This is a genomic window from Methylobacterium sp. Leaf91 (genome assembly GCF_001422815.1).
Taxonomy (GTDB): domain Bacteria; phylum Pseudomonadota; class Alphaproteobacteria; order Rhizobiales; family Beijerinckiaceae; genus Methylobacterium.
The window spans coordinates 131,080-145,664 of record NZ_LMMP01000052.1; the positions used below are offsets into that span (position 1 = coordinate 131,080).

14 protein-coding genes are annotated in these 14,585 nt (G+C 68.0%); 3 read left to right on the forward strand and 11 right to left on the reverse strand.

The annotated features are described in order from the left end of the window. Nucleotides 1-124: 124 nt before the first annotated feature. The gene (gene pstS / locus ASF32_RS23750) at nucleotides 125-1,159 is read right to left on the reverse strand and encodes a phosphate ABC transporter substrate-binding protein PstS (RefSeq protein ID WP_056434518.1); all 1,035 of its coding nucleotides are present in this window, start codon (nucleotides 1,157-1,159) and stop codon (nucleotides 125-127) included. Nucleotides 1,160-1,467: 308 nt separating this feature from the next. On the opposite strand from pstS, the gene ASF32_RS23755 reads away from it, so the two are divergent. Beyond that, a complete protein-coding gene (locus ASF32_RS23755; RefSeq protein ID WP_056434520.1) occupies nucleotides 1,468-1,701 on the forward strand; it encodes a hypothetical protein in 234 nt (77 codons plus the stop codon). A gap of 22 nt (nucleotides 1,702-1,723) precedes the next feature. Here ASF32_RS23755 and ASF32_RS23760 read toward each other — a convergent pair whose 3' ends face one another. From ASF32_RS23760 to murB, 9 genes are all read right to left on the reverse strand, one after another. Next, complete coding sequence (locus ASF32_RS23760) at nucleotides 1,724-1,933, reverse strand: hypothetical protein (protein WP_056434523.1); 210 nt, start codon at nucleotides 1,931-1,933, stop codon at nucleotides 1,724-1,726. A 98-nt stretch (nucleotides 1,934-2,031) separates the two neighbouring features. After that, a complete protein-coding gene (gene recN / locus ASF32_RS23765) occupies nucleotides 2,032-3,705 on the reverse strand; it encodes a DNA repair protein RecN (protein ID WP_056434525.1) in 1,674 nt (557 codons plus the stop codon). 164 nt (nucleotides 3,706-3,869) lie between these two features. Continuing rightward, nucleotides 3,870-4,748 (reverse strand): outer membrane protein assembly factor BamD, encoded by an 879-nt coding sequence (locus ASF32_RS23770; protein WP_056434527.1) that lies wholly within the window; start codon nucleotides 4,746-4,748, stop codon nucleotides 3,870-3,872. Between the two features lie 221 nt (nucleotides 4,749-4,969). After that, nucleotides 4,970-5,917 (reverse strand): UDP-3-O-acyl-N-acetylglucosamine deacetylase, encoded by a 948-nt coding sequence (gene lpxC, locus ASF32_RS23775; protein ID WP_056434528.1) that lies wholly within the window; start codon nucleotides 5,915-5,917, stop codon nucleotides 4,970-4,972. A 316-nt stretch (nucleotides 5,918-6,233) separates the two neighbouring features. Next, the gene (gene ftsZ, locus ASF32_RS23780) at nucleotides 6,234-7,988 is read right to left on the reverse strand and encodes a cell division protein FtsZ (RefSeq protein ID WP_056434530.1); all 1,755 of its coding nucleotides are present in this window, start codon (nucleotides 7,986-7,988) and stop codon (nucleotides 6,234-6,236) included. Nucleotides 7,989-8,112: 124 nt separating this feature from the next. Further along, nucleotides 8,113-9,435 (reverse strand): cell division protein FtsA, encoded by a 1,323-nt coding sequence (ftsA, locus tag ASF32_RS23785; RefSeq protein WP_056434532.1) that lies wholly within the window; start codon nucleotides 9,433-9,435, stop codon nucleotides 8,113-8,115. Nucleotides 9,436-9,507: 72 nt separating this feature from the next. Beyond that, nucleotides 9,508-10,482 (reverse strand): cell division protein FtsQ/DivIB, encoded by a 975-nt coding sequence (locus tag ASF32_RS23790; RefSeq protein WP_056434534.1) that lies wholly within the window; start codon nucleotides 10,480-10,482, stop codon nucleotides 9,508-9,510. Beyond that, nucleotides 10,449-11,372: a D-alanine--D-alanine ligase gene (locus ASF32_RS23795; RefSeq protein ID WP_056434536.1), complete on the reverse strand. Its 924-nt coding sequence runs from the start codon at nucleotides 11,370-11,372 to the stop codon at nucleotides 10,449-10,451. Before ASF32_RS23795 ends, ASF32_RS23790 begins: the two co-directional genes overlap by 34 nt. Before the next feature lie 144 nt (nucleotides 11,373-11,516). After that, the gene (murB, locus tag ASF32_RS23800; protein WP_056434538.1) at nucleotides 11,517-12,452 is read right to left on the reverse strand and encodes a UDP-N-acetylmuramate dehydrogenase; all 936 of its coding nucleotides are present in this window, start codon (nucleotides 12,450-12,452) and stop codon (nucleotides 11,517-11,519) included. Nucleotides 12,453-12,514: 62 nt separating this feature from the next. Here murB and ASF32_RS23805 point away from each other — a divergent pair, with 62 nt between their 5' ends. Then, nucleotides 12,515-12,769 carry a type II toxin-antitoxin system RelE/ParE family toxin gene (locus ASF32_RS23805; RefSeq protein ID WP_082470555.1) on the forward strand — a complete coding sequence of 85 codons (255 nt, stop codon included), beginning with the start codon at nucleotides 12,515-12,517 and terminating at the stop codon, nucleotides 12,767-12,769. 11 nt (nucleotides 12,770-12,780) lie between these two features. Next, a complete protein-coding gene (locus ASF32_RS23810) occupies nucleotides 12,781-13,170 on the forward strand; it encodes a helix-turn-helix transcriptional regulator (RefSeq protein WP_056434540.1) in 390 nt (129 codons plus the stop codon). Between the two features lie 7 nt (nucleotides 13,171-13,177). Here the strand turns inward: ASF32_RS23810 and murC are convergent, their stop codons facing one another. Continuing rightward, complete coding sequence (gene murC / locus ASF32_RS23815; protein ID WP_056434542.1) at nucleotides 13,178-14,584, reverse strand: UDP-N-acetylmuramate--L-alanine ligase; 1,407 nt, start codon at nucleotides 14,582-14,584, stop codon at nucleotides 13,178-13,180. Between the last annotated feature and the right edge of the window lies 1 nt (nucleotide 14,585).

Below are 14,585 nucleotides of genomic sequence, written 5' to 3' on the forward strand. Positions count from 1 at the left end.
TCACCTTGAGGGGTCGTATCGCGTGGGGAGACGGGTGGCGAGGTGTGTCGCCATGTCTTCTCGTGGAGCAGGCCCGACGCTTTCGCCGGGCCTGAGAGGGTGGTTCGGTCCGTGAGGACGTGCCTTAGAAGACGGGCTTGCCGTCCTTGCCCTTGATTTCCTTCCACTCGCTGTGGACGAGGGCGACGACGTTGTCGGGCAGCGGCACGTAGTCGAGATCGACGGCGAGCTTGTCGCCGTTCTTGTAGGCCCAATCGAAGAACTTGAGCACTTCCGCGGACTTGGCGGCGTCGGCCGGCTCTTTGTAGACGAGGATGAAGGTGGCCGCGGTGATCGGCCAGGCTTCGTCGCCGGCCTGGTTCACGAGGGAGATGCCGAAGCCGGGAGCGGCCTTCCAATCGGCGGAGGCGGCGGCGGCCTGGAACGCCTTGTCATCCGGGGCCGGGAACTTGCCGGCCTTGTTCTGGATCAGGGTGTGGCTGAGCTTGTTCTGCTTGGCGTAGGCCGATTCCACGTAGCCGATGGAGTTCGCGACCTGCTTGACGGTGGCGGTAACGCCCTCGTTGCCCTTGCCACCCTGGCCGGCGGGCCAGCTGACCGTAGTGGCCGCACCGAATTCCTTCTTCCAGCTCTCGGAGACCGCGCTGAGATAGGTGGTGAAGATGCTGGTCGTGCCGGAGGCATCCGAACGGTAGACCGGGGTGATCGGCGCGTCGGGGAGCTTCAGGCCGTTGTTGAGGGCAGCGATCTTGGGGTCGCTCCACTTGGTGATCTTGTTCGCATAGATGTCGGCGACGAGTTCGCCGGTGAGCTTGAGCTTGCCCGGCTCGACGCCGGCGATGTTCACGACGGTGACGACGCCGCCCATGACGGTGGGGAACTGGACGAAGCCGTCCTTCTCAAGGGCGGGGCCCTTCAGCGGGGCGTCGGTGGCGCCGAAATCGACGGTCTTGGCCTGGATCTGCTTGATGCCGCCGCCGGAGCCGATGGACTGGTAGTTCAGGCCCGTGCCGGTATCCTTGCGGTAGGCTTCAGCCCATTTCGAATAGACCGGGAATGGGAAGGTCGCGCCGGCACCGGTGATGTCGGCGGCCTGGGCGACGGCGCCGAACTGTGCGGTCGCGAGCCCGATGGCGAGGGCGAAATGGAAGGGTTTCACGGTGGCTCTCCGTAATCTGTCCGGGCGCTGTACGTGCCGCGCTGCAAGAGCAATCCTGCTGCAGCGCACCGTTACCCGCCCGATCATGCTGGCTCTATGACGGAGCCATGACAGATCGATGACAGGAGCCGGCCGGCGACCGCTCGAGCGCTGTAGGACAGGGGGAAAACACGGTATGGACCGGGGCTCGAACGAGCGCGGCACGGTTTGACGGGCTCGTGCGTTATACGATTCGGCGATGTCGATGACGGAGCAGCCCGTCTCGCCAGCCGTCCTGGAAGGTCAGCATCTTGGAGAACGAATCGAGCATGACACCCGCCGGGGGTGATGGCGATGCCGATTTCCTCGCCCTGCACGAGCGCAGGGAGGACCTCGAACGCGACCTCGCTTTCGCCCAGCAGCGCCGTCAATTCGGGACCGATCCGGGCGAGGTGGAGAAGGCGGGCCAGGACGAGCGCGCCCTGCTGGCGGAGCTCGACGCGGTGATGACCCTGATCCGCGGCGCCGAGTATCAGCGCATGCCGGGAGCTCGCCGCTGGTAGCGGCGATCTCCGGAGAACGGGATCAGCCCACGCGGCGGCGATCGCGTTCCTTGTGCCGGAGGCGCAGGAGAAGGTCGATCTGACCGTCGGGGATCGGCTGCGTGTCGAACGTGTCTTCGTAGATCGCCCGAAGAGTGCCACCGAGATGGTGACGGGTCGGACTCGACAGGATCGGCATCCCATCCGCTTCGTTCACAGGCCGGGGATCGGTCTCACCGTCACCCAGATCCATCACGCGATCTCCCGATGTGCCGACGCGTTTCGCTAAGATTCCCTGCGTCGTGCTCGCATCATCAGCGAAGATGGTTAACCAAAGGTTAAGATCGCGCCTCACGCATCCGTGGATTGAAGAAGTCGCGCCGCCGCCGCGCGGGCCTCGTCGGTCACGGTGGCTCCAGCCAGCATCCGGGCGATCTCCTCGCGCCGCGCCGGGGCTTCGAGGGGCGAGACGCGGGTGGCGACCCGGTCGCGGCCCTTCACCGGGTCCTTGGCGATGAGGAAATGCGTCTCGGCCCGCGCGGCGACCTGAGGGGCATGGGTCACGGCCACGACCTGCACCCCGGCGGCGAGACGGGCGAGGCGGGCGCCGATGGCATCGGCCACCGCGCCGCCGACGCCGGTATCGATCTCGTCGAAGATCAGGGTCGGGGCCGAGCCCTTGTCGGCCAGCACCACCTTGAGGGCCAGCATGAAGCGGGAGAGCTCGCCGCCGGACGCCACCTTCATCATCGGGCCGGGCCGCGTTCCGGGATTGGTCTGGGCCCAGAACTCCACGCGCTCGTAGCCCGCCGGGTCCCGCGATTCGGGATCGGTGACGATCTCGGTGATGAAGCGGGCGCGCTCCAGCTTCAGGGGCGGTAATTCGGCCTTCACCGCGAGGTCGAGGGCCTTGGCGGCCTTGCGACGCCCCTCGCTGAGCTTGGTCGCGGCCTTGGCATAGGCGGCCTCGGCCTGGGCGAGGGTCGCCTCCAGGCCAGTGAGAGCCTCCTCGCCGGCATCGATGGCGGCCACATCCGCCTCGTAGCGCTGGCGCAGGGCGGCGAGGTCGTCCACCGGCACCTGATACTTGCGGGAGGCCGCACGGAGGGCGAACAGCCGCTCCTCGACCTGCTCCAACTCGCGCGGATCGAATTCCGATTCGCGCAACGCCGTGTCGAGAACGGAATGAGCCTCGTCGAGGGCGGCGAGCGCGGCATCCAGGGCGGCGATGCAGGGCTCGACCAGGGCCGGGATCTGGCTCGCCCGCCGCTCCAGCTTACGCATCGCCGAGGAGAGGTGGGACACGGCCGAATTCGGGCCGCCCGCCGCCTCGATCGCCTCGGTCAGCTCGCGGGCCACCTTCTCGCTCTGCTGCATGACCATGCGGCGCTCGGCCAGCGAGGTTTCCTCGCCGGCCTGGGGATCGAGCGTTTCGAGCTCCGAGGCCGCGTGGCGCAGGAAATCCACTTCCTTGCGGGCGGCCTCGACCCTGGCGCGATGCTCGGCCAGGGCGGAGCGGGCGGTGCGCACGCGCTTGGCCGCCTCCCCCACCGCCGCCAGGGGGGCGTGCAGGCCGCCGAACGCGTCGAGGATGGCGCGGTGTGTGCCGGGATCGGCCAAAGCACGATCGTCGTGCTGGCCGTGGATCTCCACGAGGGTGGCGCCGATGGCCCGCAGCACCTGCACGCCGACGGCCTGATCGTTGACGAAGGCGCGGGTACGGCCGTCCGCCATCTGCACCCGGCGCAGGATCAGGTCGCCCTCGGTGTCGATATCGGCCTCGGCCGCGAGGCGGCGGGCGGGATGGTCGAGGGGCACATCGAACACGGCGGTGACGCCGCCCTGCCCTTCGCCATGGCGCACCAGGCCGCCATCGCCGCGCCCGCCCAGGGCCAGCGCGAAGGCGTCGAGCAGGATCGACTTGCCCGCGCCGGTCTCCCCGGTCAGGACGCTGAGGCCTTCGCGGAAATTCAGGGCGAGCTTATCGATGAGAACGATGTCGCGGATCGCGAGCTGACTCAGCATGCCGCGGGTTTGGCCTCGTTGGATACGGTGGCCACGTCTTACGGCGAAGCGGCGGCGGCTTCACTCGAAAAATGGCCCGTGAACGAAAGCGTGTCGTCGCGGGCCGGATCGAGCGGCTAGGGCTCGTTTTTCGCCGAACCGGTATCCGCTTCGGCGTAGAGCGCTCAGCGCGCGTCGGCGGTGCGGCCGATGACGCCGCGATAGACCTTGCTGAGCCAGGAGGACTTCTCCTCGCGCGGCTCCAGGCCACCGTTCTGGAGGAGCGCGAACGCATCCTTGTACCAGGGGCTGTCGGGGAAGTTGTGGCCGAGCACGGCGGCGGCGGTCTGTGCCTCGGCGGTGATGCCGAGCGCCATGTAGGCCTCCACCAGACGCTCCAGCGCTTCCTCGGCGTGGCGGGTCGTCTGGTACTTGCTCACCACGTCGCGGAAGCGGTTGATCGCGGCGGGGAAGTTGCGGCGCTCCAGGTAGAACCGGCCGACTTCCATCTCCTTGCCGGCGAGCTGGTCGCGGGTGATCTGGATCTTGGCCTTGGCATCGGCCGCGTATTCGGAGGTCGGGTATTTCTGAACGAGCTCCTGCAGACCGGCCAGCGCCTTCTCGGAGCGGTCCTGGTCGCGGGTCACGTCGGGGATCTGCTTATAATGCGACATCGCCATCAGGTACTGGGCGTAGGCCGCATCCTTGCTCGCCGGATGGCGCTGCAGGTAGCGCTTCGAGGCGTTGATCGCGTCGTCGTATTTCTGGCCCTCGTAATTCGAGTAGGCCGTCATCAGCAGCGCTTTGCGCGACCAGTCCGAATACGCATAGGCCTTGTCGAGTTCGCCGAACTTCTTCGACGCGCCCTCGAAATCCTTGTCTTCCATCTTGGCCAAGCCCTCGCTGTAGAGCTTGTCGGCCGGGACGTCGGGAATGACCTCGGGCTTGTACTTCTCGGCGAAGGGATTGATCGAGTCGAGGGTGTCGCAGCCGCCGAGGCCGAGGCCGCAGAGCGCCAGGAGCACGAAAGCCGTCGCCCCGCGGTTACGATCGTTGAGACGCATTCCGGTTCCCCCAACAGATGCGCCCGGCAAGGGGGCCGCATCGTCAAGCCATACAAATGTCGGTCGAGCGGCTGACGGCACGGTGCCACGGCCCATGTGCCTCTATGGGGCACACGCGACCTCGCCTCTTGTCACGGACGCTTTACCAGTGGCGTCCGATTTGGGCGTGAAAGCGGCGGCCGAGAGGCTGACGCAATCGAAGCGAGGGTGTTGCTGAGAGGTTACAGGTCGCTGGCGAAGGCGGCGAGGCCGAGACCGACGCCGAATTCCGGGCGGGAGGTCTCGCGGCGGGCGCCGGCGGCTTCGAGGATCGTGTAGTTGGCGCGGTCGGCGAAGAGCGCGTCGAGGACGCCGACATTCATCCGGTGGCCGCCGCAATAGGAGCGGTAGGCGCCCTGGATCGGCAGGCCGGCGAGGGCCAAGTCGCCGACGGCATCGAGATACTTATGCCGCACGAACTCGTCGGCGTAGCGCAGGCCCTCGGGGTTGACGACGGCGTTGTCGCCGACCGCCACGGTGTTCTCGAGGGAGGCGCCGAGCGCGAAGCCGGCTTTCCAGTAGCGCTCCACGTCCTTCATCATGCCGAAGGTGCGGGCATTGGCGATTTCGCGGCGGTAGGAGGCGGGGTTCAGGTCCATCGCCTTGCGGCTGCGGCCGATCACCGGGTTCTCGAAGTCGATCTCCACGTCGAGGCGGAAGCCGCGGTCGATGGGGCGGAGTTCGGCGAAGGCGCGTCCTACCTCGATGCGGACGGTGCGGAGCACCTTGATCCAGCGGCGGGGCGCCCCACAGGTGGTGATGCCGATGGCGTCGATGGCTTCGACGTAGAGGCGGGCGCTGCCGTCCAGGATCGGCATTTCCGGCCCGTCGATCTCGACGAGGACGTTGTCGATGCCGAGCCCGTAGAGGGCGGACATCAGATGCTCGATGGTGGCGACCGCGCCGCTCTCCACGTCACCGATGACGGTGCACAACTCGGTGGCGGAGACGCAGGCGTGGTGGGCCTTGATGAGCCGGTCGTGACCGGTGGGCATTCCGGTACGGAGGAAGCAGATTCCGTGATTGGCCGCAGCGGGATGGAGAGTGATCTCCACCGGCTTGCCGGAATGGACGCCGATGCCACGAAGCGTGGCCGGGCCCTTGAGAGTTGTTTGTTGGTTCGTCCGCATTCCCTAGCCCTCGGCCGTGATCAGGCTCGCTCTCCCTGGATTACGGGATTGCGCCGCCTCTGCGATCCGTCCGCTGCTTGAAGCCCCTGCGAGCGCTGACGGCGAAACCGCCGCGCCTTTTTCGTTCCAAAAATCGTATACGCGGGGCCCGAAGCGTTAGCCAAATCACGCTTTCTTACGCTCTGTTACAGACACGCTTTCCGGAGACGTTCTGGATAACCGTTTTCGGTCAAGGACTTAAAACGAGGTTAAGCCCGGGGTCCTGAGACCCCGGGCTTGTTGCATAAACACCGCTACGGACGCTTAGCGTGGCGTTTCAGTTCGCCTGACGACGGAGGAAGGCCGGGATTTCGAGCTGGTCGTCATCTATCAGACGGGGCTGGGGAGCCACACGTCCCTGTGGATCGAGGTTGCCCTGAGCCGGACGGTAGGCCGGAGGAGCCGCAACGGGTGCCCGCTTGGCGTATTCCGGCTGGGGCGCCGGCTGCGGGGCAGGCGCGCGCATCTGCGGCAGCGGAGCGGTCTCGGCCTCCTCGCGGCGTCCGCCGAAGCCGACGGTGGCAAGGCGGCGCAGCAGCGTCATCCGCTTTGAATCCCCTGCCGGCTCGGCCGGCTCCACGGCGTTCCTGGCGCGAAGCTGAGCCTGGCCGGGCATCGGCAGATCCTGGATCTGCGGCATGCGCGGGGCGCGGGCCACCGCCACCGCCGGACGCGGCGGCACGAACGGGCCGGCGGCCTGCTGCACCGGGGCCGGAGCCTGGACCGGAGCCGGAGCCGGCTCGTAGGCCACGGCCGTCCGCGACGGCATCTGGGTCAGGACGACCTCGTCGTGAACGATCGGGGCGGCGGGAGCTTCCATGCGCACGGATTCGGGGGCCATGGCCGCCGGCTCGGACGCCACCGGGCGCGGGGCCTGCGGCTGGACCGGCGCCTGGGGCGCGGGGGCGTTGCCGGTCAGCGGCTGCTCTTGTCCGGGGGCACGAAAGGTGGGGGCGGGCTGTGCCGCCCTGGCCCTCGCTTCCGCACGCAGGCGCTCGGCCACTTCAGCGATCCGCTGCTCGGTCTGGACGATCTCGGGGTTGTTCTGCGAATGCGCGGTGATCAGCGCCGGCTCGATGCCGGTGGCGACCACGGAGACGCGGATGATGCCGTCGAGGCTCTCGTCGAACGTGGCGCCGAGGATGATGTTGGCGTCCGAATCCACCTCTTCGCGAATCCGCGTCGCGGCTTCGTCGAGCTCGTAGAGGGTGAGGTCGTTGCCGCCCGTGATCGAGATCAGCAGGCCGCGCGCGCCCTTCATCGACACGTCGTCGAGGAGCGGGTTGGCGATGGCGGCTTCGGCGGCGCGGTTGGCGCGCTTCTCGCCGGAGGCCTCGCCGGTGCCCATCATGGCCTTGCCCATGCCGCGCATGATCGCGCGGACGTCGGCGAAGTCGAGGTTGATGAGGCCTTCCTTGACCATCAGGTCGGTGATGCAGGCGACGCCCGAATAGAGCACCTGGTCGGCCATGGCGAAGGCGTCGGCGAAGGTGGTTTTCTCGTTGGCGACCCGGAACAGGTTCTGGTTCGGGATCACGATGAGGGTGTCGACGGCGGCCTGGAGCTCCTGGATGCCGGCTTCGGCGGTGCGCATGCGGCGCACGCCCTCGAACTGGAACGGCTTCGTGACGACGCCGACGGTGAGGATGCCCATGTCGCGGGCGGCGCGGGCGATGACCGGAGCCGCACCGGTGCCGGTGCCGCCGCCCATACCGGCGGTGATGAAGCACATGTGGGCGCCGGAGAGCTGGTCACGGATCTCGTCGATGACCTCGTCGGCGGCGGCCGAACCGACTTCGGGATGCGAGCCGGCGCCGAGGCCCTGCGTCACGCCGAGACCCATCTGGATCACGCGCTCGGCCTTGGAGGAGGTGAGCGCCTGGGCGTCGGTGTTGGCGACGACGAACTCGCAGCCGAGGAGGCCCGATTCGATCATGTTGTTGACGGCGTTGCCGCCGGCTCCGCCGACACCGAAGACGGTGATGCGGGGCTTGAGTTCGCGGATATCCGGCGCTTGCAGACTGATGGCCATGGTGTCGAGCCTCTCGTGCCTTTCACGTTTCATTTGACGGCCTCTCGGTGAGACCGCCGATGTGCTTGTGTCGGGTCCGGCGCCGATCCCCTTCTGGGGCGTCGGGCAACCGGTCCCGGCGTTCCTAGAAACTCTCGCGCAACCAGCGGTACACGCGGGGGATGTAGCCGTCGGTTCCGGTGCCCGCGAAGGCGCTGTGCCCGCGCGGCTCGAAATGTTCCGCATGCGCCACCTGCGGGTAGACCAGCAGGCCGACCGCGGCGGAGAAGGCGGGGCCCTTGGCGGCCTCGGGAAGGCCGCGGATGCCCAGCGGCCGGCCGATCCGGACCTGACCCTGCATCACCCGGCGGGCGACCTCGGGCAGTCCGACGAGCTGGCTCGCGCCCCCCGTCAGCACCACCCGGCGGCCGGCCTGGGCGGCGAAGCCGGCATTGCGGAGACGATCGCGAACGAGTTCGACGATCTCCTCCACCCGGGGCTTGATGATCCGCACGAGGTGCGAGCGCGGCACGTGGGTCGGTGCGTCGCCCTCGTCCTCGCCGACGCCGTGGACCGCGATCATGTCGCGCTCGTCGGAGGCGGTGGAGATCGCCGAACCGTAGAGGGTCTTGAGACGCTCGGCCGCCACCACGCGGGTGGAGAGGCCGCGGGCGATGTCCATGGTGACGTGGTGGCCGCCCACCGCCAGGGCGTCCACATGGACGAGGTGCCCGCCCTCGAACACGCCGAAGCTGGTGGTGCCGCCGCCCATGTCGACGACGCAGACGCCCATCTCGGCCTCGTCGTCGACGAGGGCGGAGAGGCCGGCGGCGTAGGGAGTGGCGATCACCGCCTCGACGCCGAGATGGCAATGCTCCACCGCGAGCATCAGGTTGCGGGCGGCGGCCGCCTCCGCCGTGACCACGTGGAGGTCGACGCCGAGCGACTCGCCGATCATCCCGGTGGGGTCGATGACCGCGCCCTGGCCGTCGATGGCGTAGCCGGTGGGAAGGGCATGGAGCACGGTCCGGCCGTGGCTGACCCCATGGGCGCTCGCCGTCTCCAGGGCGCGCTCGACATCCGAGCTCATGACGGTGCCGGTGCGGACACCGACATGCGCCTCGAAATGCTGCGAGCCGAGGCGGCCGCCGGACATGTTGACGATGACCGACTGGACCTCGACCTTCGCCATCCGCTCGGCGGCGTGGACCGCCTGGCGGATCGCCCCTTCGGCGGCTTCGAGATCGACGATGGCACCGCCCTTGAGGCCGTGCGAGCGCTGATGTCCGATGCCGATGATGCGGGCGAAATGGGTCCGTCCGCGCAGGGTGGTGAGAGCCTCGGCCGGCTGGAGTTCGGCGATGAGGCAAACGACCTTACTCGTGCCGATGTCGAGCACCGAGAGGATGGTGCTCCGGCGCGCGGAGAGCGGTTTCATACGCGGCGTCAGGCCGTGTTGCGCGTGCATCGGATTACCGGGCGAAGGAGGCGGGAAGGGCGGGCTGGCGGGACGCGAGAGGCGCCGGACGAATCGTACGGCTCATGTCTCTGTCCCCTTGCCCTTCGGCTTCTTCTTCTGGGATTCGGCGCGGGTGGCGGCCGCCTCCTCCGTGAGCCGCACCACCACCCGGTCGGGCAGTCGCAGGTCCACGGCGATGATGTCCTTCTCGAGGATGCGGCTGTCGCGCTCGAGCTTGGCGAGGCGGGCCAGGGCCTCGGCGGCGCCGGTCTCGGGCAGGCGGATGTCGACGCCGTCGAGCTTCAGGGTCCAGCGCCGGCCGGAGACGTAGGTGCCGGCCTTGACCCGCTCGCCGAGATCGCCCGCCGCCTCGATGAGGGCGAGGTAATCCTTGAGGCGCTCGTTGGCTTCTTCACCCACCACGAGGGGGAGAGTGGCGTAACGGTCGTCGCGCATCTCGTCGATGACGGTGCCGTCGGCGGCGATGACCGAGATCTCGCCGTTGCGCTGCCACAGGGCGGCGGGCTCGCGCTCGACCTGGTTGATGACGATCTCGTTCGGATAGACCTTGCGCACCGAGACGCTGGCGATCAGCGGCACGTCGAGGAGGCGCTGGCGCGCTTCGGCGACGTCGAGGAAGACCACGGAAGAATGACCGTCGATACCGGCGGCCTGCAGCACTTCCCGCTCATAGAGCCGGGAGATGCCCGAAATGGTGACGCGCTCGACGCCGAAACCGGCGAGGCGGGCGAGGACGTCGGAGGGACGGCCGTTCTCGAGCACGAAGCGGTCGTAGCGGCCGCTGGCGACGAAGCCGGTGATCGACAGGGCGGCGAAGGCCACCGTGACGGTCAGCGTGCCCGCATGACGCGGGATGCGCCGCTCGATCGGCTGGGCGAGCCGCGCACGGCGCGACCGCATGAAGGGGCGTACCAGCCGGGGCAAGCGCGCCGCCAGACCGGCGACGAGCGAGCCCGGACCGGGCGCGGGGGTTCCGTCGACGCCAGCCTGACCGGCTGCGTTCAACGACCCAGAGTAGCGTCCTCCACCATCCATCGGACGAGCTCACCGAAACTCAAGCCAGCGTAGGCTGCGATCTCCGGCACAAGGCTCGTCTTGGTCATCCCGGGCTGCGTGTTGACCTCCAGGACGACGAGGGCACCGGTTCCACCCGGTGTGTCGTCGTATCGAAGGTCCGCACGGCTGATGCCCCGGCATCCAAGTGCTTGATGCGCCGTTAACGACAACTCTTGGACACGCTGGTAAATTTTTGGTTTAATTTCTGCCGGGAGAACGTGGATCGACCCCCCCTCGGCGTACTTCGCATCGAAGTCGTACCACTCCCCCGAGGCAGGCTTGATCTCGATGACACCGAGGGCCTTGTCCCCCATCACCGCGCAGGTGAGCTCACGGCCCGCAATGTAAGTCTCTGCAAGGACTTGCTCCCCATAGACCCACTCGTCCGAGGCGAGAATCTGGGGCGGATGGGAGCGACCGTCCGGGACGATGATGACGCCCATGGAGGAGCCCTCGGCGATGGGTTTGATCACGTAGGGAGGAGTTAACGGGTGTGCCTTCGCGGCATCATGACGGTTAACGATCAGCCCCTCCGGTACGCTCACCCCGGCCGCCTTCATGATCGTTTTGGCACGTTCCTTATGCATCGCCAGGGCCGAGGCCAGGACGCCCGAATGGGTGTAAGGAATGCGCAGGATCTCCAGCAGCCCCTGGATCGTGCCGTCCTCGCCGGCCGGACCGTGCAGGGCATTGAGGGCGACGTCCGGGCGCAGGTCGGTGAGCACCGTCGCGATATCCGGTCCGACATCCACCTGCGTCACGCGGAACCCCTCCCCTTCGAGGGCTTCCGCGCAGGCGCTGCCCGAGTTCAGGGAGACCTGACGCTCGGAGGACCATCCGCCCATCAGGACGGCGACGTGCTTGGACATTTCCAATTCCTTCCGATGCCGCGTCGTTGGCCATGGCCGTGACGCGCTCGCCCTTGGTTCTGCTCGGCAGACGGTCTCGTGGTTCCGAGAATCGTTGTGCCAAGAATCGTTGTGCAGAGAATCGTCGTGCGATTCGGGCCGCCTCTAGCTGGGTGTCGAGGCCGGGACACCGATTCGCTTGATCTCCCAATGCAGCTCGACGCCCGAATGCTCGCGCACCCGGCGGCGGACCTCCTCGCCGAGCCCCTCGATATCGGCGGCGGTGGCGCCGTCGCGGTTGATCAGGAAGTTGCAGTGCAGCTCCGAGACCTGGGCGCCACCCATGGTGAGACCCCGGCAGCCGGCCGCATCGACGAGCTGCCACGCCTTGCCGCCCGGCGGGTTCTTGAAGGTCGAGCCGCCGGTGCGCTCGCGGATCGGCTGGGCCGCCTCGCGGGCGGCGGTGACGCGGTCCATCTCGGCCTCGATGGCGTGGCGGTCGCCGGGACGGCCCCGGAACAGCGCACTCGTGAAGATCACGTCCTCGGGCGAGGCGCTGTGACGGTAGGTGAAGCCCATTTCCGCATGGGTGAAGCGCCGCAGCTTGCCCGTGCGGTCGATGCCGCGCGCCTCCACCAGCACGTCGGTCGTCTCCCCGCCATGGGCACCGGCATTCATGCGCAGCGCGCCACCGATGGAGCCGGGAATGCCCCGGAAGAAGGCCAATCCGTCGAGGGACGCCTCGGCCGCGGCCTTGGCGAGGCGCATGTCCGGCACCGCGGTCCCGGCCCGCAGGGTCTCGCCGTCGATCTCCACGGCCCCGAAGGCCTTGCCGCCGAGCCGGATCGTGACGCCGGGAATGCCGCCATCGCGGACGATCAGGTTCGAGCCGAGGCCGATCACGGTGACCGGAGTTTCCGGGTCGAGGGCGCCAAGGAGGTGCGCGAGGTCCTCCTCATCGGCCGGCGTGAACAGAACCTGCGCCGGCCCGCCGACGCGGAACCAGGTGAGGTCGGCGAGCGACGGATTTGCCAAGAGCCGACCACGCAGGGCGGGCGCTGCGGCGCGGATGGCGGGGGTGATGTCGGGAAAGGCGGTCATCGAATCTCTTGCCTTCCGGCGCATTCAACGGAAAGTTGTCGGCGTCTGCAACAGGTGGTGGCATGGGCCGTACGATCGTCTACACCCGTCCCGCGGCTCGGGCGCTCGTCCGTATGCCGGCCAATACCGAAGCGCAGATCCGCGAGAAACTGCGAACGCTTGCCGACGATCCCACGGCTCTGTCCAATAACATCAAGGCTCTGAAAGGGGCCGAGGGTTTTCGCCTGCGGATCGGCGATTGGCGCGTGATCTTCACGATCGAGCCGGATCGCGTCATTGTGCATGCCGTCGGTCCCCGCGGCTCGATCTACGGGTAGGATCCAGCATCATGACCATCGTGCGCACGCAGACGCCGTCCGGCGAATCCATCGTCATCATGCCCGAAGCCGAGTTCGAGCGGCTGGCCGCTTTGGCTGAGGATGCGTCGGACCAGCAGACATTGGCCACGTCGCAGACCCGGCTCGCTTCCGGCGAGGACGAGATGCTGAGTGAGGCCGATCTCGATGCCATGCGCCACGCACCGTCTCCGCTCGCCTTCTGGCGCGCACGACGTGGCCTGTCGACGACCGAACTCGCGGCGCGCAGCGGCATTTCCCATGCGGCTCTGACGGCCACCGAGGACGGCGCCGGGACGAGCGACATCGTCGTCCTTCGGGCGCTGGCCGACGCGCTCGCCGTCGACGTGGAAGACCTCGTCCCGGCCGCACCGGTGACCTGAGCGGGGCTCACCCCTGCAACGCCGCCAATTCGCCCGGCAGGGCGTAGGCCCATTGCGTGATGTTGCCGGCGCCGAGGCACACGACGTAATCGCCGGGCTTGGCGCGGGTGGCCACGAGACCGGCGAGGTCTTCGGTGCGCTCCAAGGCGAGGGCGTCGCGGTGGCCGCGCGACTTCAGGCCCGAGACGAGGCCGTCGCGGTCCATGCCCTCGATCGGGGCCTCGCCGGCCGCGTAGACGGGGGCGACGATGACCGTGTCGGCATCGTTGAAGCAGGTGCAGAAATCGTCGAACAGCGAGGCGAGCCGGGTGTAGCGGTGCGGCTGGACGATGGCGACGACGTTGCCCTCGGTGGAGGCGCGGGCGGCCTTCAGCACCGCCTTGATCTCCACCGGATGGTGTCCGTAATCGTCGAAGATCAGCGCGCCGTTCCACTCGCCTGTCTTGGTGAAGCGGCGCTTGACGCCGCCGAACCCGGCCAGCGCCTTGCGGATCGCCTCCGGCTCGACGCCGAGCTCGTGCGCGACGGCGAGGGCCGCGGTGGCGTTCAGCGCGTTGTGCTTGCCCGGCATGGGGAGGACCAGATCCTCCATCTCCATGCGGAAACCGGGGCGCCGGTCGCGGATCATGACGCGGAAACGGCTCTGGCCACCGCGCAGGTCCACGTCGATGAGGCGGACATCGGCCTGCGGGTTCTCGCCGTAGGTGATGATGCGGCGATCCTCGATATGCCCGACGAGATCCTGCACCACCGGATGGTCGATGCACATGACGGCGAAGCCGTAGAACGGGATATTGTCGATGAAGCGCCGGAACGCGTCCTTGACCGCCTCGAACGATCCGAAATGGTCGAGATGCTCGGGGTCGATATTGGTGACGATGGCGACGTCGGCGGGAAGCTTCAGGAAGGTGCCGTCGGATTCGTCGGCCTCCACCACCATCCACTCGCCCTCGCCCATGCGGGCATTGGTGCCGTAGGCGTTGATGATGCCGCCATTGATGACGGTGGGGTCGAGATTGCCGGCGTCCAGCAGCGTCGCCACCAGCGACGTCGTGGTGGTCTTGCCATGCGTGCCCGCGATGGCGACGCAGGATTTGAAGCGCATCAGCTCGGCCAGCATCTCGGCGCGGCGCACCACCGGCAGGCGGCGCTCGCGGGCGGCGATGAGCTCGGGATTGTCGCGCCGGATCGCCGTGGAGACCACCACGAGGGCGGCCTCCTCCACGTTCTGCGCCGCATGGCCGATGAAGGTCTTCATGCCCTTCTCGGCCAGCCGCCGCACATTGGCGTTGTCGTTGGCGTCCGACCCCTGCACCGTGTAGCCGAGATTCGACATGACCTCGGCGATGCCGGACATGCCGATGCCGCCGATGCCGATGAAATGGATGGGGCCGAGCTTGTCGGGCAGCTTCATG